General features: G+C 68.6%; 14 protein-coding genes. 8 read left to right on the top strand and 6 right to left on the bottom strand.

Going from position 1 to position 21,103, the window contains the following annotated elements; genetic code table 11:
* Positions 1-11 precede the first annotated feature (11 nt).
* Both NGK70_RS17465 and NGK70_RS17460 read left to right on the top strand, forming a co-directional pair.
* Positions 12-1,922, top strand: a complete 1,911-nt coding sequence (locus tag NGK70_RS17465; RefSeq protein WP_251969766.1) for an EAL domain-containing protein — start codon at positions 12-14, stop codon at positions 1,920-1,922.
* Between the two features lie 103 nt (positions 1,923-2,025).
* Entirely contained in the window at positions 2,026-2,799 is a 774-nt protein-coding gene (locus tag NGK70_RS17460) for a PEP-CTERM sorting domain-containing protein (protein WP_251969765.1), read from the top strand.
* A gap of 107 nt (positions 2,800-2,906) precedes the next feature.
* On the opposite strand, the gene NGK70_RS17455 is transcribed toward NGK70_RS17460, so the two are convergent.
* The 4 genes from NGK70_RS17455 to NGK70_RS17440 form a co-directional block, all read right to left on the bottom strand.
* Positions 2,907-8,948 carry an Ig-like domain-containing protein gene (locus tag NGK70_RS17455; protein ID WP_251969764.1) on the bottom strand — a complete coding sequence of 2,014 codons (6,042 nt, stop codon included), beginning with the start codon at positions 8,946-8,948 and terminating at the stop codon, positions 2,907-2,909.
* 261 nt (positions 8,949-9,209) lie between these two features.
* A complete protein-coding gene (locus tag NGK70_RS17450) occupies positions 9,210-10,637 on the bottom strand; it encodes an HlyD family type I secretion periplasmic adaptor subunit (protein WP_251969763.1) in 1,428 nt (475 codons plus the stop codon).
* On the bottom strand, positions 10,637-12,970 hold the full coding sequence (locus NGK70_RS17445) for a type I secretion system permease/ATPase (protein WP_251969762.1): 2,334 nt from the start codon (positions 12,968-12,970) through the stop codon (positions 10,637-10,639). Before NGK70_RS17445 ends, NGK70_RS17450 begins: the two co-directional genes overlap by 1 nt.
* Before the next feature lie 60 nt (positions 12,971-13,030).
* On the bottom strand, positions 13,031-13,576 hold the full coding sequence (locus NGK70_RS17440) for an NUDIX hydrolase (RefSeq protein WP_251969761.1): 546 nt from the start codon (positions 13,574-13,576) through the stop codon (positions 13,031-13,033).
* A gap of 189 nt (positions 13,577-13,765) precedes the next feature.
* On the opposite strand from NGK70_RS17440, the gene maiA reads away from it, so the two are divergent.
* Together maiA and pgeF are read left to right on the top strand one after the other, a co-directional pair.
* Entirely contained in the window at positions 13,766-14,407 is a 642-nt protein-coding gene (gene maiA / locus NGK70_RS17435) for a maleylacetoacetate isomerase (protein WP_251969760.1), read from the top strand.
* 3 nt (positions 14,408-14,410) lie between these two features.
* Positions 14,411-15,253 (top strand): peptidoglycan editing factor PgeF, encoded by an 843-nt coding sequence (gene pgeF, locus NGK70_RS17430; RefSeq protein ID WP_251969759.1) that lies wholly within the window; start codon positions 14,411-14,413, stop codon positions 15,251-15,253.
* Here the strand turns inward: pgeF and NGK70_RS17425 are convergent.
* Positions 15,250-15,489, bottom strand: coding sequence for a hypothetical protein (locus tag NGK70_RS17425; protein WP_251969758.1), 240 nt, complete (start codon positions 15,487-15,489; stop codon positions 15,250-15,252). The genes pgeF and NGK70_RS17425 overlap by 4 nt on opposite strands.
* A gap of 117 nt (positions 15,490-15,606) precedes the next feature.
* Here NGK70_RS17425 and phaC point away from each other — a divergent pair, with 117 nt between their 5' ends.
* The 4 genes from phaC to NGK70_RS17405 all read left to right on the top strand — a co-directional run bounded on the left by phaC (position 15,607) and on the right by NGK70_RS17405 (position 20,264).
* A complete protein-coding gene (gene phaC, locus NGK70_RS17420; RefSeq protein WP_428985529.1) occupies positions 15,607-17,358 on the top strand; it encodes a class I poly(R)-hydroxyalkanoic acid synthase in 1,752 nt (583 codons plus the stop codon).
* Positions 17,359-17,434: 76 nt separating this feature from the next.
* Entirely contained in the window at positions 17,435-18,613 is a 1,179-nt protein-coding gene (locus NGK70_RS17415; protein WP_251969757.1) for an acetyl-CoA C-acetyltransferase, read from the top strand.
* A gap of 106 nt (positions 18,614-18,719) precedes the next feature.
* Positions 18,720-19,457: an acetoacetyl-CoA reductase gene (phbB, locus tag NGK70_RS17410; protein ID WP_251969756.1), complete on the top strand. Its 738-nt coding sequence runs from the start codon at positions 18,720-18,722 to the stop codon at positions 19,455-19,457.
* 159 nt (positions 19,458-19,616) lie between these two features.
* Positions 19,617-20,264: a glutathione S-transferase family protein gene (locus NGK70_RS17405; protein ID WP_251969755.1), complete on the top strand. Its 648-nt coding sequence runs from the start codon at positions 19,617-19,619 to the stop codon at positions 20,262-20,264.
* Positions 20,265-20,318: 54 nt separating this feature from the next.
* Here NGK70_RS17405 and NGK70_RS17400 read toward each other — a convergent pair whose 3' ends face one another.
* Positions 20,319-21,098 (bottom strand): SDR family oxidoreductase, encoded by a 780-nt coding sequence (locus NGK70_RS17400; RefSeq protein ID WP_251969754.1) that lies wholly within the window; start codon positions 21,096-21,098, stop codon positions 20,319-20,321.
* Positions 21,099-21,103 lie beyond the last annotated feature (5 nt).

The raw sequence follows: 21,103 nt of genomic DNA, 5'->3' as shown, positions 1-21,103 counted from the left end.
AGGAGTTGGCGATGAGCCTGATGCGGCAGGTGTGGCTGCTGGTGCTGAGCGTGATCGTGCTGGCCTGCAGTGGCAGCGTGGTGGTTTCGGTATGGAGTGCCCGCTCCTACCTGGAGAACCAGTTGGCGCTCAAGAACAGCGACAACGCCCAGGTGCTGGCGCTGAGCCTGTCGCAGCAGGGGGGCGAGCCGGCCTTGTTGGAGCTGGCGTTGGCGGCGCAGTTCGATACGGGGGCCTATCGCTCGATCCGGCTGCGGCGGGCCGATGGGCAGGTGCAGATCGAGCGGGTGGCGCCGGCCGTGCCGCCGCACGCGCCGGCCTGGTTCGTGAGCCTCGTGCCCATCGAGTCCCATCCGGGCGTTGCGCAGGTGTCGAGTGGCTGGAATGCACTGGGGTCGGTCGAGGTGGTGAGCCAGCCCGTCTTTGCCTACGCCGACCTGTGGCGCAGTGCCCAGCACACCGGTGCGTGGATGCTGCTGCTGGGCCTGGGTGCGTTGGGGGTGAGCACCTGGGTGGTGAGGCGCCTGCGCCGAGCGCTTGGGGCGGTGGTCGAGCAGGCCGAGGCACTCACGCAGCGCCGCTTCGTGCGTGTGCCTGAGCCGGCCGCGCCTGAGCTGAGGCGGGTGGCCCGCGCGATGAACGTGATGGTCGAGCGGGTGCACCGTCAGTTCACGGAACAGGCCGATGAGGTGGCGCACCTGCGGCAGCAGGCGCACTTCGATCCGCTGACCGGGGTGTCGCACCGTTCGCATTTCCTGGCGCGTTTGTCGACTGAGCTGTCCAGTGAAGACGGCATGGCCACTGGACGCCTGTTGCTGGTACGCGCGCTGCACCTGACCGAAGTGAATCAGCGCCTGGGCCACGCCCGTACCGACGAGGCGCTCCAGCAACTGGCCAAGCTATTGAGCGAGCCGGTAGGGGCGTCCGTCCCGGTGGTGGTGGGGCGTCTGAATGGCGCTGACTTTGCCGCCATCTTGCCCGTGGTTGGTGGCGCCGCGGCTGGGTTGGAGGCCTTCACGGGACAGCTTCGCGAGGGACTGGCGCCCTTTGAAGGGCTCGCGGTCGCCCTCTCGGTGGTGATTTGGCATCACGGCGAGGAAGTCGCGGCGGTGCTGTCGCGTGCGGACGCCACCCTGGCCGCCGCGGAGGCCCAGGGTGACTACGCCTGCCAACTGTCGGATCAGTCGGACCCTGAGCAGGGCGAGCCGGGTGGGGAGGACAGTTGGCGCCGCGGTATCCAGGCTGCCCTGCAGCAGCAGCGCGTGCAGTTGCTCGAGTTCCCGGTGGTGGACCGGCAGGGGCGCTTGTTGCACCAGGAATGTCCCCTTCGCATCCAGTTGAAGGAAGGTGGACCCTTCGTGGCGGCGGCCCATTGGCTGCCGTTGGCGTTGCGCACCGGCATGACTGCCCAGGTCGATGAGTTGGCCGTGCTGCTCGGACTCGCGGCGATCGAACGTGACGGTCAGCCGCGCAGCATCAACCTGTCACCTCACTCACTGCATGCCAGTGGCTTCGTCGGCCGCCTGCGCCGTCATTTGGCCGAGCATGCTGGCGCGGCGCGGCGCCTGTCGGTCGAACTCGACGAATCGGCGCTGCTGATCAGCCCGGCGACCGTGGGTGATCTGTGCCGTCAATTGCGACCCTTTGGCACGCGGGTGGGCCTGGAGCACGCGGGCGAACGCCTCGCCAGCCTGCGGCCTTTGCTGGAGAGTGGACTGGACTTCGTCAAGCTGATGTCCAGCATGGGCCGCGGCCTGTCCGGTGACGAACGTCGCACAGCACTGCTGCGCGGCACCGCGCAGATGTTGCATGGCCTGGGCCTGGCCACCTATCTGGAAGGCGTGACCGAGCTGTCGGACCTGCCCGACGTCTGGACGGCAGGGGTCGATGGCGCAACGGGACCAGCGGTCAAGGTGCGTTGACCCCCGCATCGGGGTGCGCACCGTACCCTCAGACGCGTGGTGTTACAAAGCGGAAAAATGACCCATGATCTGCCCAGTGCACAGTTGGTACGAGAGAAGGCGCTTGATTCCGCCGCTTCTCGTTGTTACGGCTGGCGAAACAGGAGTGCAGGTCATGGCAAATCGGAGGAAGCTGGCGGCAATCGGGCTGCTGTGGGCAGCAGCAGTTGTCAGTCAGGCGCATGCAGCTGACGTCAACATGGTGTCCAGCCCAGCGGGGCTGCAAGCCGCGTTGGGTGGCGCTCCACTGGTCACTGAGACTTTCGAGGATGGTCACGCCGATGGGCTGGTGATCACCACGTTTGGCGGATCGCACGTCGTTGGTTTTCAGGGTCAGAACTTCCTGCGTGCAGGGGTCTTTGATGCTTCCTTCGTCCAGTCGATTGGCGGGACAGGTGGTAGCGCTCAGTATCTGGACAGCGTCAGCACTTCCGGCAACCAGGAAACGGTCTGGTTTTTGGGCGCGGGGCGCCAAGGGGTTGGCGCAGAGTGGGATCTGGGGGCCTGGGGCGTTGGCGAGAGCCTGAGGCTGTATGCCGTGTTCTCGGACGGCGAACAACTGATCAGCGAGATCAACCCGACCACCCTGGGCGGCCATGCGCGAGGTTACCTCGGGTTCACGTCAAGTCAGTCTTTCTCGGCGGTGATCATCCGGGGTGCACTGGGCCCGGGGGCGAATGCCGAAACCTATGCGGTCGACAACGTCGCCTTTGGCAATGCCGCGCCGGTTCCCGAGCCCGAGACGGCGGTGATGTGGCTGGTGGGACTGGCTGGCCTGTCAGGGCTGCAGCGCTGGCGCGCGCAGCGTCGAGTGGCGGTGCGCGTCGACAAGTCCTGATTCGCGGGAGCACCACCCGTCAAGTGGTCTGCCGCATTCTTCTCACAGGACAAGGGGCGCTCAATCGAGCGCCCCTTGTCGTTGAAGGGCAGCAAGCACCGGTTGGATCAGGGATCAACCACCAGCTTGCCTTGCTCGACCATCGCCTTGAGGATGGCCGACTCGGTGGCATCCGTGGCCAAGCCGAGTGCTGAGGCCAACTGCGTCTGAGTCAGCTCGATCACCTGGGTTTCCTGGCCGGCTGCGTAGTTGCCGCCCGCGAAGCCACCGTTTGAACTGACGTGCAGGGTGGTGCTCGTGGCGCTGCCGGAGGGCAGCTCGACATGCAGGAAGTTTTCCAGGTTGTAGGCTCCAGCTGCAGCGTGCTCCCCCACCAGGAGATCGCGCAGGTCCAGCACGTCGCCCCCAGCCGTCTTCGTTGACGACGCATTGAAACCTGCGATCGTGTCCTGCCCCGGCGAGCCAGATGCACCGGCGTCCGCCAGTGTCCAGGCAAAGACGTCGCTGCCGGAACCCGATGTCCAGGTGTCGGTCGAGGTGGTGGCCGAGTGGCCCGCGACGACGTCGATGGTCATCTTCCCGACCGTGCTGCCGTCCGACAACGTGGCATCCACGCTCACCAGGGCCGAACGGCTCCCAAGTCCTTCCAGCGACAAGGACTGCAGGTTCCAGCTGGCCGGGTTGGTGATGCTGGCCTCACCCGAGGTGCCGATGGTCACTTCATTCACACCGTCGGTCAGCTTGGCGCCATTGGGCACGCCACTGAGGTGAATGAAGAGCGGGTTGCCCGCGACAGCGAAGCTCACGCTGCCCTGGTCGTTGTCCAGCACCAGGCGATCAGCGCTCGAATTGCCGCTTTGCGCCGCTTCGGCGGTGTGGATGGCCAGCACCTGATCCTCGGTGAGCACGCCGCTGTAGACGCGGATGTCATCCAGCGTGCCCTTGAAGTAGGTTGACGTGCCGTCGGTGGCCGCCTTGGCGTTGTTGATCCCGAAGCCGGTGAACTCGACGTTGAGAAGGCCGTCGGCGAAGGTGAAGCCACTGCCATCGAGGGAACCGTCCACCCAGATGGTGGCGGACTGGATCTTGGAGTCGGTCGGGCTCTGCGCGTAGGAGATCACGACGTGATGCCACTGGCCGTCGTTGATCGCCGTGCTGCCGAACACCGCCTGATTGCCCCGCACCAGGCCGATGTGTCCGTCCGCGCTGACCTGGCCCCACCCCAGGTTGCTGCCAGGATCGATGGTGCTGGCGCTGTTGGCGCCGATGACGCTGCCTCCGGTCTGGCCCGGATCGAGCTTGACCCAGAAGGCGAGGCTGGCGGACATGCCACCCTTGCCTTCGAGCAGGTTGGTCGTGGTCGAGGCGTTGGCGAGGTTGACGTAGCCTGAGCTGCCGTTCAACACCACGGCCTGGCCGATGTGGCCGGCCGACAGGGTCGCACCGCCCGTGAGCGTGCCCTGCTGCGTCGTGGCACTTTCGTCGGAGACGGTCGATCCGCTGGCGTTGTCGAAGGTCCAGTACTTGGTCGGCGTCAAACCAGACAGCGCGATGGCAGGGTCGACCTGGATGTAGACGCTGGCTGTTTCGCTGCTGCTGCCGGCGCTGACCGTGTAGGTGAAGCTGGCTTCGTTGCCGACCGTGTTGGTGTATCCCGTGGCCGGCTCGAAGGTGACCTTGCCATCACTGCCCAGCGAGACCGTGCCGACTTGCACGCCGTTCTGGAGCACAGGGATCTCGGCGCCGGTACCCGCCGTGACCGCCTGGCCATTGAGGTGGGTGATGTGGGCGGTGCTGTCAGCGAACTTGTCGTTGTCGAGCAGGTCGATCACCACCGGGCGGTTCTCCCAGGTGCTCTCCGAGTCGATGATGGCGTCGCGCACGGCGGTGACCTGCAGCTTCAACTGGGAGGTCGCTTCAGCGAGCCCGTCCGTCAGCGTGTAGTGCACGACCGGAGCGGTGGCCGAGGTGTTGTTGTAGTCGGCGGCAGGAACGAAGCTGTAGCTGCCGTCAGCCGCCAGCGTGAATCGACCGACACCGCTGATGGTGACCGTCGTACCGGCGCTGTAGACGGTGCTGTCGCCGACACCGGCGATCGTGAAGCTCACGATCCTCAGGTCCGCTGCAGGCGTATCTGCGTCCTGGTCGTTGTTGAGCACATTGCCGCTGGCGCTGGTGTCTTCGTTGGTGCCATTGCCGGTCGCACCAAGTCCGTCGGCCTGCGGCACGGGTGCATCGTTGGTGCCCGTGACGGTGATGACGAGCTGGGCGGAGTCGGAGCCGCCCTGACCGTCGGAGACGGTGTAGGTGAAGGTATCGAGGGCGGTGGCGCCCAGGGCCAGGGCGTTGGCGTTGTTGGCGACGTAGGTGTAGGAGCCGTCGGCATTGAGGGTGAGGCTGCCGTAGGTGCCGACCAGGGCGGTGCCGAGGGTGCCGGTGGTGCCGGAGCCGGTTTCTGCACCGGTGCGCACGCTGGTGACGGTGAGGGTGTCGCCGTCGGGGTCGGCATCACGGCCGGAGGTGGCCGAGCCGCTGAGCACGACGCCGTTGGCGGCGGTGACGCTGAGGGAGCTGTCCTCGGTGACGGCGCCGGCATCGTTGGCGGCCACGGGAGGAGGGTTGGTGACGGTGAGGGTGAAGGTCTGGGTGACCGAGCCGCCGTGGCCGTCACTGGCGGTGACGACGATGGTGTAGGGGTCGGTGACCGAGGCGTTGGAGGGCAGGGTGCCGGAGATGACGCCCGTGGTGGGGTCGATGCTCAGGCCGGAGGGCAGGCCAGAGGCGGAGTAGGCCAGGGTGTCGCCGGAGTCGGGGTCAGTGAAGCCCGAGGCGGTGGGGAAGGTGACGGCGGCGCCGTCCTGGCTGGTCTGGTCGGCCAGCGAGCCCACGGTGACGGGCACGTCGTTGGCACCGGTGACGGTGATGACCAGCTGGGCGGAGTCGGAGCCGCCCTGACCGTCGGAGACGGTGTAGGTGAAGGTATCGAGGGCGGTGGCGCCCAGGGCCAGGGCGTTGGCGTTGTTGGCGACGTAGGTGTAGGAGCCGTCGGCGTTGAGGGTGAGGCTGCCGTAGGTGCCGACCAGGGCGGTGCCGAGGGTGCCGGTGGTGCCGGAGCCGGTTTCTGCACCGGTGCGCACGCTGGTGACGGTGAGGGTGTCGCCGTCGGGGTCGGCATCACGGCCGGAGGTGGCCGAGCCGCTGAGCACGACGCCGTTGGCGGCGGTGACGCTGAGGGAGCTGTCCTCGGTGACGGCGCCGGCATCGTTGGCGGCCACGGGAGGAGGGTTGGTGACGGTGAGGGTGAAGGTCTGGGTGACCGAGCCGCCGTGGCCGTCACTGGCGGTGACGACGATGGTGTAGGGGTCGGTGACCGAGGCGTTGGAGGGCAGGGTGCCGGAGATGACGCCCGTGGTGGGGTCGATGCTCAGGCCGGAGGGCAGGCCAGAGGCGGAGTAGGCCAGGGTGTCGCCGGAGTCGGGGTCAGTGAAGCCCGAGGCGGTGGGGAAGGTGACGGCGGCGCCGTCCTGGCTGGTCTGGTCGGCCAGCGAGCCCACGGTGACGGGCACGTCGTTGGCACCGGTGACGGTGATGACCAGCTGGGCGGAGTCGGAGCCGCCCTGACCGTCGGAGACGGTGTAGGTGAAGGTATCGAGGGCGGTGGCGCCCAGGGCCAGGGCGTTGGCGTTGTTGGCGACGTAGGTGTAGGAGCCGTCGGCATTGAGGGTGAGGCTGCCGTAGGTGCCGACCAGGGCGGTGCCGAGGGTGCCGGTGGTGCCGGAGCCGGTTTCTGCACCGGTGCGCACGCTGGTGACGGTGAGGGTGTCGCCGTCGGGGTCGGCATCACGGCCGGAGGTGGCCGAGCCGCTGAGCACGACGCCGTTGGCGGCGGTGACGCTGAGGGAGCTGTCCTCGGTGACGGCGCCGGCATCGTTGGCGGCCACGGGAGGAGGGTTGGTGACGGTGAGGGTGAAGGTCTGGGTGACCGAGCCGCCGTGGCCGTCACTGGCGGTGACGACGATGGCGTAGGGGTCGGTGACCGAGGCGTTGGAGGGCAGGGTGCCGGAGATGACGCCCGTGGTGGGGTCGATGCTCAGGCCGGAGGGCAGGCCGGAGGCGGAGTAGGCCAGGGTGTCGCCGGAGTCGGGGTCAGTGAAGCCCGAGGCGGTGGGGAAGGTGACGGCGGCGCCGTCCTGGCTGGTCTGGTCGGCCAGCGAGCCCACGGTGACGGGCACGTCGTTGGCGCCCGTGACGGTGATGACCAGCTGGGCGGAGTCGGAGCCGCCCTGACCGTCGGAGACGGTGTAGGTGAAGGTATCGAGGGCGGTGGCGCCCAGGGCCAGGGCGTTGGCGTTGTTGGCGACGTAGGTGTAGGAGCCGTCGGCGTTGAGGGTGAGGCTGCCGTAGGTGCCGACCAGGGCGGTGCCGAGGGTGCCGGCGGTGCCGGAGCCGGTTTCTGCACCGGTGCGCACGCTGGTGACGGTGAGGGTGTCGCCGTCGGGGTCGGCATCACGGCCGGAGGTGGCCGAGCCGCTGAGCACGACGCCGTTGGCGGCGGTGACGCTGAGGGAGCTGTCCTCGGTGACGGCGCCGGCATCGTTGGCGGCCACGGGAGGAGGGTTGGTGACGGTGAGGGTGAAGGTCTGGGTGACCGAGCCGCCGTGGCCGTCACTGGCGGTGACGACGATGGTGTAGGGGTCGGTGACCGAGGCGTTGGAGGGCAGGGTGCCGGAGATGACGCCCGTGGTGGGGTCGATGCTCAGGCCGGAGGGCAGGCCGGAGGCGGAGTAGGCCAGGGTGTCGCCGGAGTCGGGGTCAGTGAAGCCCGAGGCGGTGGGGAAGGTGACGGCGGCGCCGTCCTGGCTGGTCTGGTCGGCCAGCGAGCCCACGGTGACGGGCACGTCGTTGGTGCCCGTGACGGTGATGACCAGCTGGGCGGAGTCGGTATTGCCGTGACCGTCGGAAACGGTGTAGGTGAAGGTGTCGAGGGCGGTGGCGCCCAGCCCCAGCGCATCGGCGCGGTCGGCCACGTACGAGTAGGAGCCGTTGGCGTTGAGGGTGAGGCTGCCGTAGGTGCCGACCAGGGCGGCGCCGACGCTGCCGGCGGTGCCGGAGCCGGCTTCTGCGCCGGTGCGCACGGCCGTGACCGTCAGGGGATCAAGGTCAACGTCAAGGTCCCGCCCTGCGGCGACCGTGCTGCTCAGGATCACGCCGTCGGTGGCTGAGACGGTCAACTGTGCATCCTGGGTGACCGCCCCCGCGTCGTCTGCTGCCACAGGGGCCGTGTCGTCATTGGTGATCACCCCCGTGCCGAGCACACCCCCTACCACCACCGGTACCGTCTCGTCGACCTCGACGGTGGCGTCGGGCGCTGTCGGTATCGAGATCGTGAAGCTGCTCACTCCGGCCGGGACGTTCAGCGTGCCATCCGCGTTGCGGGTGACGCCGTTCGAGAACGTGGCGGTGCCGCTGTAGTCGTCGGCGGAAGCGGTCCCTCCGCCGATGCTGATCGGCAGGGTCAGCACCGTGGTGGTCGCCCGGGTGAGGGTGACTGTGTAGACCAGGGTGTTGGCGGCCGCGGTGCCCTCGGGGACCGCGTCGTCACCGGCGCCTGGAGCGCCAGGCTCGACGGTGGCCACGGTGGGGACGCCGTTGTCGACGTCGGCACGCACGGCCAGACCGGTACCGGCCTGGGTCGCGTCGAAGGCGTAATCCTGCGCAGAAACCACTTCGTAGAGCCGGTCCACGCGCAGGCCGGGCTGCAGGCTGCCGCCGCTGGCGCCACCGGCTCCCGGCGGGGCGTCGCCGGTATTGACGGCCACGATCACGTTCTCCAGCGACTCGCCGTCCGGGACGCGGGCCAGCCGCGTGCCGTCGTGCTTGATCTGCACGATGCCGTTCTGCGACGTGAGGATCATGTCGCCCTTGCGGACCTCGTCACCCACCACCAGCGGGCGCGGCTGCCCACCTGCGGGACGGATGATGGCGCGACCCCAGACGCCCGTGACCATGCCCTCGGGCAGGCGCGCCGGGACGTAGCTCTCGACCAGGTCGTTGGTGCCGAGGTTGGGGATGGGGCCTGACTTCGAGCCCACTGCAGGCTTGGAAGCGGCCTTGGTGGCCACTGCGGGGCGGGCGGTGCTGGCTGCCATGTCTGCCTTTCGATGCGTCGGTGCGGTGCAATTTGAGCGCGCTCCACCTCCACGAGGAGGTACGCGCGCCCTGCACGGTCAATATATGTAACAGTATTGTCGGGGCCGGGAAACTGCTCAAGGATAGCGGTTTCTGCGAAATCCGATAAGGGGCGCCGGGCGTTGGCGTGACCGGGGCCGTCGATGGCAGTGCGCAAATTCGCTGTGCACTACCCAGCCGGACGCGGCCCCGTGTGGCGGCCTGCTGCTTTCCGATCTGGCTCAGCGCTCGCGCAATGCGTAGGCCTTGGCCTTGAGCACGGGTTTGAGCAAATACGACAGCACGGTTTTCTTGCCCGTCAGGATGTCCACCTCGGCCGTCATGCCCGGGATGATGGGTTGCTGCTCGCTGAAATGGACGGTGTCGGTGCGCACGCGCACGACATAAAACGCGTTGCCACGCTCATCGACCTGGGTATCCGGGCTGATGTTCTCGACCTTGGCCGACAGGCCGCCATATATGGAGAAATCGTAGGCGCTGAACTTCACCGTGGCGGGTTGACCCGGATGGATAAAGGCGATGTCCTTGGGCTGCACCCTTGCCTCCAGCACCAGGGCGTCGTCGAGGGGCACGATTTCAACGATGTCCTTGCCCGGTTGAACCACGCCGCCCACGGTATTGGCGAGCAGGCGCTGCACCCGCCCGCGCACCGGGGATTTGACCTGGGCCTTGTCCACCTTGTCGGCCAGCGCAACGGCCCCTTCGTTGAGGGCATTCAAACGCGCCAGCACATCTGACATTTCCTTGCGTGCTTCGTTGCGAAATGACAACTCGGTTTCGGTGATCTTGCGCTGGGCCTCGCCGATGGCCGCCTGTACGCGGGCGATCTGGGCGCCGGTCTGTTCGACCTCGCCGCTGGCGCGGCTCACGTCGCGTTCGATGCGCAGCACCTCGACTTCGGAAATTGCGCCGGACTTGAGCAGCGGCCGCGTTTTGGCCAGTTCCTGGCGCGAAATATCCAGGCTGCGCTGCGCCGAGGACCGGCGCGAGCGGGCCTCGCTCAATTCCTGTTCGCGCTGCATCAGTTGCTGGCGGTTGATGGAAACCATCGCGGCGAGTTCGGAAACCCGTGCCTGATACAGATTGCGCTCCTCGTCGATGGTGCGCTGTGCTTCCAGGTCGTTGGCCGGGGCCGTGGGCGGCAGGAAGGGGCTGCCCTCGGCCAGCGCCTTCAGCCGGGCGCGCCGCACCTGCAGCGAAAAGGTCTGCGAGGCGCTCTCGCGCACGCCGGAGGTGGCGCGGGTCACGTCGATGCGCAGCAGCAGCTGTCCGGACTCGACCTCCTGGCCCTCGCGCACCAGGATCTCGGAGACCACGCCGCCGTCGAGCGACTGCACCACCTGCAACTGGCGCGAGGGGATGACCTTGCCGTCGCCGCGCGTGACCTCGTCGATCGGGGCGAAGGCGGACCAGACGATCAGCAGCACGATCACCAGCACCGCGGCGCGCACGATGCGTTGGGCGCGGGCGGTGGATTCGCGCGAGAGCAGCTCGTCGGCTTCCAGGTCGTAGCTGGTCACGGTCCGGCCACCGGCCTCGTCGGCCACAGTGGGGCCGAGCAGGCGGCGCGTGAGCGGGTCGAGCCGCGTGCGCAGCGCCTCCAGCGTGCGCAGCAGGCGCCGGCCCAGCGAGATCAGGCGGTCGTTCATCAGGCGGCCCTCGCGATGCGCCCGGCCTGCAGGGCTTCGAGGATGCGGTCGCGCGGGCCGTCGGCGACGACCTTGCCGCCGTCGATCACGATCACGCGGTTGACCAGGGCGAGCATCGAGGTGCGGTGCGTCACGAGCACGACGGTCTTGTCCATCGCGAAGTCGGACACCTTGCGGGTGATCTGCGCCTCGGTGGAGAAATCCATGGCGCTGGTGGGCTCGTCGAGCAGCAGGATCGGCGCCTGGTGCAGCACCGCGCGGGCGATGCCCACGGCCTGGCGCTGGCCGCCGGAGAGCAGCTCGCCGCGCTCGCCCACCGCCAGGTCGAAGCCACGCGGGTGGCGGTTGACGAACTCCAGCAGGCAGGCGGTGTCGGCGGCGTTGACCACCGCCTGGTCGTCGGCGTAGGGCAGGCCCAGCGTGATGTTCTCGCGCAGCGTGCCGTAGAACAGCGTCACGTCCTGCGAGACGTAGGCGAGGTTGCGGCGCACATCGGCCGGGTCGAGCTGGCGCAGGTCGATGCCGTCGAGCAGCACTGCGCCCTCGCTGGGCTGGTACAGGCCGAGCATGAGCTTCTGCAGCGTGGTCTTGCCCGAACCCACCCGGCCGATCAGGGCGACGCGGTCGCCCGCGGCGATGCGCAGGCTGACACCGTCGATCACCGCGTCGTCGCGCCCAGGGTAGGCAAAGCGCACGTCGCGCAGCTCGATCTCGCCGCGCAGCTCGCGCCGATGCAGGAAGGCCTGGCTGGCCTCGCGCTCGACCGGCCGCTCCATCACCTTCTCCAGCGACTGCAGCGCCGTGCGCGCGCCCTGGTACTGCATCAGCAGGGCCACGATCTGCCCGGCCGGGGCCAGCGCGCGCGAGGCCAATGCGGTGCAGGCGATCAGCGCGCCCATGGTCAGCTCGCGCTGCGTGATCAGCTGCACGCCGATCACCACCACGCTGAGCGAAACGATCTGCGCCAGCCAGCTGGTGCCGTAGTTGGCCTTCGCCGACAGCTCGCGCATGCGCACCTGGGTCTGCGCCAGGAAGTGGTTGTTGCGCTCCCAGCGCGCCTGGATGACCGACTCGGCCGCCTGCGTCTTGATCGTCTCGATGCCGGTGAGCGCCTCCACCAGCGTGGCATTGCGCTGCGCGCCGGCCTGGTAGGTGGTCTGCGCCAGCTCGTGCAGGCGGTGCTGCAGGACGAAGCCGACGACCAGGATCAGCGCGAAGGCGATCAGCACCGGCAGCACCAGCCAGGGCGAGATCCAGGCCATCGCGGCGATGAACAGCAGCGTGAAGGGCAGGTCCACCAGCGCGGTGACGGTGGAGGAGGCGATGAAGTCGCGCACCTGCTCGTAGCCGCGCAGGTTGGCGGCGAAGGAGCCCACCGACTGTGGCCGGTGTTCCAGCCGCATGCCGAGCACGCGCTCCATCAGGTGGCCGGCCAGCTGCACGTCGATGCGTGAGCTGGCCTCGTCGACGAAGCGGCTGCGCAGCAGCCGCATGTAGAGGTCTGCGCCCAGCGCCAGCAGCAGGCCGACGGCCAGCACCCAGAGGGTCTCCACCGCGTGGTTGGGCACCACGCGGTCGTAGACGTTCATCGTGAAGATCGGAAAGGCCAGCGCGAAGACGTTGATCAGGAAGGCCGCCCACAGCACGTCCCGGTAGACGCCGCGCTGGCTGGCGACGGCGCTCCAGAACCAGTGGCCGGAGCGCACCGGGCGCACCTCGGGCGTGCGCTCGTCGAAGCGGAAGTGCGGCCGCACGAACAGCGTCACGCCGCTGTAGCGGCGCGCCAGTTCGCGCCGGGGCATCAGCACGGCGCCCTGGCCAGTCTCTGGCATCAGCACGCGGGCGTCACCCTCCTTGGTCCAGCCCAGCAGCACGCAGGCGTCGTTGTCCTTGAGCAGCAGGATGGCCGGCAGCGTGGCGATGTCGATGCGGTTCGGCTTGGCGCGCTGCAGGCGCGTGGACATGCCCACGCGGCCGGCCGCGCGCTCGACCAGGTGCAGCGACAGGCGCCCATCGTCCAGCGGCAGCCCGGCGGCCAGGGAGGCGCGTGAGGCGCTCACGCCGTGCAGGCGGCAGATTTCGAGCAGGCAGTCCAGCAGCGGATCGGGGTGCAGCAGGTCCTCACGCAGGCGGTCGGTGTCGGTGGCGTTGCCGGCTGGTGGTGTGGCCTCTGCCGATGGCGCTCTGGCTGCAGCGGGGGGCGTGGCGGCAGAGGGGGCGTGGGGTGGGGACGGAGTGGACGGCGGGGATGGTGCGCGGCCGGCGGCGCCGGCCTGGGCACCCGTGGCGGCAGGACGCAGGCCGACGGCCGGGCCCGGGCGGGGAGGGATCATGCTCATCGGCAGCGAGGGGGGCGTCGGTTCGGGAGGCTGCGGCCGCAGTGGCCGCAGGCGTCAGGCGATGTCGCCACAGTGCGTGCCGAAGTGGCCGTGGCGCCGGTCCGCAAAATAGTGTTCCAGCGTCATGCGCACGGTGCGGAAGGCGATCTCGGACCAGGGCAGTTCGGTCTCCCGGAACAGCCCCACCTCGATGGTCTCCGGACCGGGGTCGAAGCGGGTGTCCAGCAGCCGCGCGCGGTAGAAGAAATGCACCTGGCCGGCCGGCACCACGTTCAGCACGGTGTACAGCGGCAGCAGTTCGATGCGTGCGCCGGCTTCCTCGATGGTTTCGCGCAGCGCGCCTTCGGCGGTCGTCTCGCCCAGTTCCATGAAGCCCGCTGGCAGGGTCCAGAAGCCGCGGCGCGGCTCGATGTTGCGCCGGCACAGCAGCACCTGGTCCTCCCACACCGGCACGGTGCCGACCACGTTGAGCGGGTTCTCGTAGTGGATGGTGGTGCAGGCCGGGCAGGTCGCGCGTTCCCGGTTGTCGTCGTCCGGGATCCGGTATTCGACCGGGGTACCGCATTCGCGGCAGTGCTTGATGCGGCGCGTCAAGTGCATCCGGGCAGTGTATCGCGAGGCCCGTGGCATCATCAGCTGATCCCGCCGAGCTTCACCGGTCGGGCGCGTGCAGATGTCCTGCCCCGGCGGCTGCCGTGCGGTATGACACACCGCCCGCCGGTCCTGGCTCCCCTCTCGTGTGGGCCGGGCCGGGTGGGCCACCACCAGACAAGACAAGAGGATCGAACGATGGAGCTGTACAGCTATTTCCGCTCATCCGCGGCGTTCCGGGTGCGCATCGCCCTCGCGCTGAAGGGCCTGCCGCACGACTACCGTGCGGTCCACCTGGTGCGCAACGAGCAGGCCGATCCCACCTACGCCGCGGTGGCCACGCACCGGCTGGTGCCCTCGCTGGTCGATGGGGGCCAGGTGCTGAGTCAGTCTCTGGCCATCATCGAGTACCTCGACGAGACCTACCCGCAGCCGCGGCTGCTGCCGGCAGATGCCCTGGGCCGGGCGCGGGTGCGCGCGCTGGCGCTGGACATCGCCTGCGAGATCCACCCGCTGAACAACCTGCGTGTGCTGCGCTACCTGGTCAAGGAACTGGGGGCCAGCGAAGACGCCAAGAACGCCTGGTACCGTCACTGGGTCGAGGCCGGCCTGGAATCGGTCGAGCGCCGCCTGACCGCCGACGGTGCCACCGGCCTGTATTGCCATGGCGACACGCCCGGCCTGGCCGACTGCGTGCTCGTGCCGCAGATCTTCAATGCGCAGCGTTTCGACTGCCGGCTGGACCACGTGCCCACCGTGATGCGCGTCTTCGACGCCTGCATGGCGCTGCCAGCCTTCCAGGCTGCGCAGCCGTCGGCCTGCCCCGATGCGGAGAACTGAACGGTGTCTTTCGAGCAGGCGGCGGCCGTGCCCGCAGAGGGACTCGGCTGGCTGCGCCCCCGCTTCACCGCCGTGAACGTGCAGGCCGCGATGACCACGCGGCTCGGTGGCATCAGCAGGGCACCGTTCGACGGCTTCAATGTGCGCCCGGGCATCGGTGATGACGAGGCGGCGGTGGCGCACAACCGGCGCCACCTGCATGCGACGCTGGGCGTGCCGAGCGTGCGCGTGGATCAGGTCCACGGCGGGGTCGTGCATCGCATCGCGCGACTGTCCGTCGACCCCGGTGCACCGTTGCCCGTAGCCGACGCCATCGCCACTGCAACTGTGGGCTTGGCCTGTGAGATCCAGGTGGCCGACTGCCTGCCGGTGCTTTTTGCCGACCGATCCGGGCGGGCCGTGGCAGCTGCCCACGCGGGCTGGCGGGGCTTGGCGGCCGGCGTGCTGGAGGCCACGCTGGAGGCAGTGTGCGAGCTGGCCGGCCAGCCGCCCGAGGCGATCGAGGCCTGGCTCGGACCCTGCATCGGGCCGGCGCAGTTCGAGGTGGGCGCCGACGTGTTGCGTGCCTTCGGGGCGGCCCCGGCCGCGTTGACGGATTCGGCGCGCTTCACCCGGCGCACCGGTGCGGGTGCGGATGAGAGTGCGGTCGGGGAGGTGGATTCAAAGTGGCTGGCCGACCTGGCCGGCCTGGCGCGTGACCGGCTGGCGGCCGCCGGCCTCGTGCACCTGCAGGGCAACGATGGCAGCACAGGTTGGTGCACGGTCACGAACGCACAGCGCTACTTTTCCTACCGCCGCGACCGCCACACGGGCCGTATGGCGGCACTGATCTGGCGCAGCGCTTAGGCGGCGCGATCCGGCGGAGCCGCGGCATCGGCAGGCTGTTGCTCCTGCGCCTCACGGGCACGCCGCAGCCTGCGCCGCCCCGGCGTGCCCAGGATGTACAGCAGCAGCGCCGTCGGCAGCAGGCCATAGAAGATGAACGTGATGGCCGCACCGAGCCAGCCGCCGTTGGGCGCCAGGCCCTCGGCAAGCGCCATCATCAGGGCCACGTAGAGCCAGCCAATCGCCACCAGGTACATCGGGGTCTATCCCAGGAGTTGGAAAAGGTTCGTGCAAGCCGTTCCGACCATAATGTTGCCACCCGTCAATCGCCGGTTCACGCAGGGCGAGGGGCCAGTTGACCCGCTGAGGAGACGATGCAATCCACGAATTTCGCCCCCTGGGGCATTCCCGGGCTGCCGGGCCTGACCGATTTCGGCAAAACCGCATTCCAGTTGCCCGGTGCGCCCGACATCGGCCGGCTCGGCCAGCAGCTTGGCTCCTTCGGTGCTTCGATGGCGCCGGCCATGCAGGCCTTTGCCGACCTGAAGATCCCGCCCGCCGAGCTGGCGCGCATCCAGGCCGAGTACCTGCGCCAGGCCGCGGAGCTGTGGAACAACAGCCTCAGCGCCGGCGCGACGACGCTGCAGGGCGATCGCCGCTTCTCCTCGGACGCCTGGGCCACCAACCCGATGGCGGGCTTCGCCGCCGCCAACTACCTGCTCAACGCCCGCACCCTGATGGAGCTGGCCGACGCGGTGCAGGGTGACGAGAAGACCCGGGCGCGGGTGCGCTTCGCGGTGCAGCAGTGGATCGACGCGGCCGCGCCGTCCAACTTCCTGGCCCTGAACGCCGATGCCCAGAAGAAGGCGCTGGACACCAAGGGCGAGAGCCTGTCCCAGGGCATGGCGCTGCTGTACAAGGACCTGCAGCAGGGCCACGTGTCGCAGACCGATGAATCGGTGTTCGAGGTGGGCCGCAACGTCGCGACCACCGAGGGCGCGGTGGTGTTCGAGAACGAGCTGTTCCAGCTCATCGAGTACAAGCCGCTGGGTGCGAAGGTGTACGAACGGCCGATGCTGTTCGTGCCCCCGTGCATCAACAAGTACTACATCATGGACCTGCAGCCGGAGAACTCGCTGATCCGGTACACGGTGGAGCAGGGCCATCGCCTCTTCGTGGTCAGCTGGCGCAATGCCGACCAGAGCCTGGCCAGCAAGACCTGGGACGACTACATCGAGGACGCCGTGATCCGCGCCATCCGCGTGGTGCAGGAGATCAGCGGCTCGAAGACGCTCAACACGCTGGGCTTCTGCGTTGGCGGTACCCTGCTGGCCACCGGTCTGGCGGTGCTGGCCGCGCGCGGTGAGCAACCCGCAGCGAGCCTGACGATGCTGACCTCCTTCCTGGACTTCAGCGCCACCGGCGTGCTGGACCTGTTCATCGACGAGCCGGGCGTGCGCCTGCGCGAGATGAGCATCGGCGCCGATGCACCCGGCGGCCCGGGCCTGCTCAAGGGCAGCGAGCTCGCCACCACCTTCAGCTTCCTGCGCCCGAACGACCTGGTGTGGAACTACGTCGTCGGCAACTATCTGAAGGGCGAGGCCCCCCCGCCGTTCGACCTGCTGTACTGGAACGGCGACAGCACCAACCTGCCCGGCCCGATGTACTGCTGGTACCTGCGCCACACCTACCTGGAAGACAAGCTGAAGGTGCCCGGTGCACTGACGGTCTGCGGCGAGAAGGTGGACCTGGGGGCGATCCAGTGCCCGGCCTTCATCTACGCCTCGCGCGAAGACCACATCGTGCCCTGGGACTCGGCCTACCTGAACACGCGCGTGCTCAAGGGCCCGCTGCGCTACGTGCTGGGCGCCTCCGGCCACATCGCCGGCGTGATCAACCCTCCGGCCAAGAAGAAGCGCAACTACTGGAAGAACGACGACCTGTCTGGCACGGCGGCGCAGTGGTTCGAGGGCGCCACCTCGGTGCCCGGCAGCTGGTGGACCGAGTGGACCGACTGGCTCAACCCCCAGGGCGGCAAGCTCAAGGCCGCACCGAAGGCGCTGGGCAACCGCAGCCACCCGCCCATCGAGCCCGCTCCCGGGCGCTATGTGAAGCAGAAGGCCTGACGGATCTGGAACAGGCCCGCGGCGCGAGCGATACTGCGCGCCGTTTTTTCACTTTCGAGACCGAAAGGTAGTTTTCATGACCGACATCGTCATCGTCGCCGCCGCTCGCACCGCGGTGGGCAAGTTCGGCGGCTCGCTCGCCGGTATCGCCGCCCCTGATCTGGGCGCCGCCGTCATCCAGGGCCTGCTGGCTCGCACCGGCCTGGCCGGTGACCAGATCGGCGAAGTCATCCTGGGCCAGGTGCTGACCGCCGGCTCCGGCCAGAACCCGGCGCGCCAGTCCGTCATCAAGTCCGGCCTGCCGAACGCCGTGCCTGCGATGACCATCAACAAGGTCTGCGGCTCCGGCCTGAAGGCCGTGATGCTGGCCGCCCAGGCCATCCGCGACGGTGACAGCGAGATCGTCATCGCCGGCGGCCAGGAAAACATGAGTGCCTCCCCGCACGTGCTGATGAACAGCCGCAACGGCGCGCGCATGGGCGACACCAAGCTGGTCGACACCATGATCAACGACGGCCTGTGGGACGTGTACAACAAGTACCACATGGGCATCACGGCCGAGAACGTCGCCAGGCAGTACGGCATCAGCCGTGAGGCCCAGGACGAACTGGCCATCGGCTCGCAGCTGAAGGCCGCTGCCGCCCAGGATGCCGGCAAGTTCAAGGACGAGATCGTCGGCATCAGCATTCCGCAGCGCAAGGGAGATCCGGTGGTCTTCGACACCGACGAGTTCCTGAACCGCAAGACCAACCTCGAAGCGCTGTCGGGCCTCAAGCCCGCCTTCGACAAGGCCGGCTCGGTCACCGCCGGCAACGCCTCGGGCATCAATGACGGTGCCGCCGCGGTGATGGTGATGAGCGCCGCCAAGGCAGCCGCCCTGGGCCTGAAGCCGCTGGCCCGCATTGCCAGCTACGCCAGCGCCGGCCTCGACCCCGCCATCATGGGCATGGGACCGGTGCCGGCTGCCCGCCGTGCACTGCAGCGCGCGGGCTGGTCCGCTGCCGACCTCGACCTGCTCGAGATCAACGAGGCCTTTGCCGCCCAGGCCTGCGCGGTGCACAAGGAAATGGGCTGGGACACCAGCAAGGTCAACGTCAACGGCGGTGCGATCGCCATCGGCCACCCGATCGGCGCCTCCGGCTGCCGCATCCTGGTCACGCTGCTGCACGAGATGCAGCGCCGCGATGCCAAGAAGGGCATCGCCTCGCTGTGCATCGGCGGCGGCATGGGCGTGGCCCTGACCGTCGAGCGCTGAGTAGAACATCCTGACGAGACCGGCTCCCCCCGGGGGCTGGCACCGATGGACCACCGACCCCCTGCCTGCGTATCGTGCGCAGGCTGATACACGAAGGAGAGACAGCATGACCCAGAAAGTAGCCTACGTCACCGGAGGCATGGGTGGCATCGGTACCGCCATCTGCCGCCGCCTGCACAAGGAAGGCTTCAAAGTGATCGCCGGTTGCGGCCCGAGCCGTGACTACCAGAAGTGGCTGGACGAGCAGAAGGCCGACGGCTATACCTTCTACGCCTCGGTCGGCAACGTCGCTGACTGGGAATCCACCGTCGAGGCCTTCTCGAAGGCAGTGGCCGAGCATGGTCCGATCGAGGTGCTGGTCAACAACGCCGGCATCACCAAGGACCGCATGTTCCTGAAGATGACGCCCGACGACTGGAAGGCGGTCATCGACACCAACCTGAACTCCATGTTCTACGTGACCAAGCAGGTCGTGCCGGGCATGGTCGAGAAGGGCTGGGGCCGCATCATCCAGATCTCTTCGGTCAATGGCGAGAAGGGCCAGGCCGGCCAGACCAACTACTCGGCCGCCAAGGCCGGTATGCACGGCTTCACGATGGCCCTGGCGCAGGAACTGGCCAACAAGGGCGTGACCGTGAACACCGTCAGCCCCGGCTACATCGGCACCGACATGGTCCGTGCGATCAAGCCCGAAGTGCTGGAGAAGATCGTCGCCACCATCCCGGTCAAGCGCCTGGGCACGCCGGAAGAAATCGGCTCCATCGTCGCCTGGCTGGCGGGCCCGGACTCCGGCTTCACCACCGGTGCGGACTTCAGCTGCAACGGCGGCCTGCACATGGGCTGAACCCGGGCGCGTCGCTGGATGCGCAGACCGGTGGGTTGGGAGGGATTCTCCTCTCCCGCTCGGTCAGGACAAGGCGGCTGCGGCCGCCTTTCTCGTTTCCGGATTCCGGCGATGCCACGCACATCGACCGACTTCCCGCCCGCTCCTGAGGAGTTCGCCATGCCCCTGACCGAATCGCCAGACTGTGACCTGGTCCTCTACACCCACCCCTGGTCGCGTGGGCAGATCGCGCGCTGGATGCTCGAAGAAACCGGGGCGCCCTACCGGCAGGTGGTCCTGGACTACGCCAGCACGATGAAGGCGGCCCCCTACCTCGCCGTCAACCCGATGGGCAAGGTGCCGGCCGTGGTGCATGGCGGCCAGGTGGTCACGGAGTGCGCCGCGATCTGTGCCTACCTGGCCGATGCCTTCCCGGCCGCCGGGCTGGCGCCGCCGACGGCGCAGCGCGCGTCCTACTACCGTTGGCTGTTCTTTGCCGCCGGGCCGCTGGAGGCGGCGGTGGTCAACCGCACGCTCGGCGTCCACCCGGATGAAAAGCAGCAGCGCATGGTCGGCTACGGCAGCTATGAGCGGGTGGTGGAGGTGCTGGCTGCTGCGGTGGCCGGCACGACCTACCTCGGCGGTCCAGCGTTTTCTGCCGCCGATGTGTACGTCGGCTCGCACCTGATCTGGGGCATGCAGTTCGGCACGTTGCCCAAGCGCGCTGAGTTCGAAGACTATGCGGCCCGCCTCACCGATCGCCCGGCGTACCAGGCAGCCAAGGCCATCGACATGGCGCTGGGCGCCGAGCTGGCGGCGCAGGGCTGAACGCCGGGCCGGCCGACGCGCTGACCGTCGCTGTGGTCGCCACCAGGCTCCGTTTCAGACCAGGCCCTGGTAGGCCCCGCCGTCGAGCTGCAGGTTCTGGCCGCTGATGTAGCCCGCCAGATCGCTGCAGAGGAAGGCGCAGGCGGCGCCGAATTCCTCTGGCCGGCCCATGCGCCCGGCCGGGATGGTGGCGACGATCTGCGCGCGCGCCTCCTCGTGGCTGATGCCCGAGGCCTTCATCATGCGCTGCGCCATGAACTCCTGGCGCGGGGTGTCGATGCGCTCGGGCAGCAGGTTGTTGATCGTCACGTTGTCCGGCGCCGCCTCGCGCGCCAGGGCGCGGCTGAGCGCGGTCAGGCCGGCGCGGGCGGCGGTGGAAAGGCCCATGGCCGCGTGCGGCGTCTTCACCATCGCGGAGGTGATGTTGACGATGCGGCCCCAGCGCCGGGCCCGCATGCCCGGCAGCACGGCGCGCAGCAGCAGCGCACCGGTGAGCAGGTTGGCTTCCAGCGCGGCGATCCAGGCGTCGTGGTCCCAGTCGGCCAGCTGGCCGGGGGACGGCCCGGCGTTGTTGTTGACCAGGATGTCCGGCTCCGGGCAGGCTGCCAGCAGCGCCGATCGGCCGGCCTCGGTGACCAAGTCGGCCACCACGCCGTGCGCCGTGGCGCCTGTGTCCGCGCGCAGGTGCTCGGCCGCGGCGGCCAGCTTGTCCGCGTTGCGCCCGTTCAACCAGACCTCGCAGCCCTCCTGCGCCAGTGCCAGCGCGCAGGCATAGCCCAGCCCCTGCGAAGAGGCACACACCAGGGCCTTGCGGCCACGAATACCGAGATCCATCGTGC

This window comes from Sphaerotilus microaerophilus (assembly GCF_023734135.1).
Classification (GTDB): Bacteria; Pseudomonadota; Gammaproteobacteria; order Burkholderiales; family Burkholderiaceae_C; genus Sphaerotilus; species Sphaerotilus microaerophilus.
This window is presented reverse-complemented; position numbering and strand designations above follow the sequence as displayed.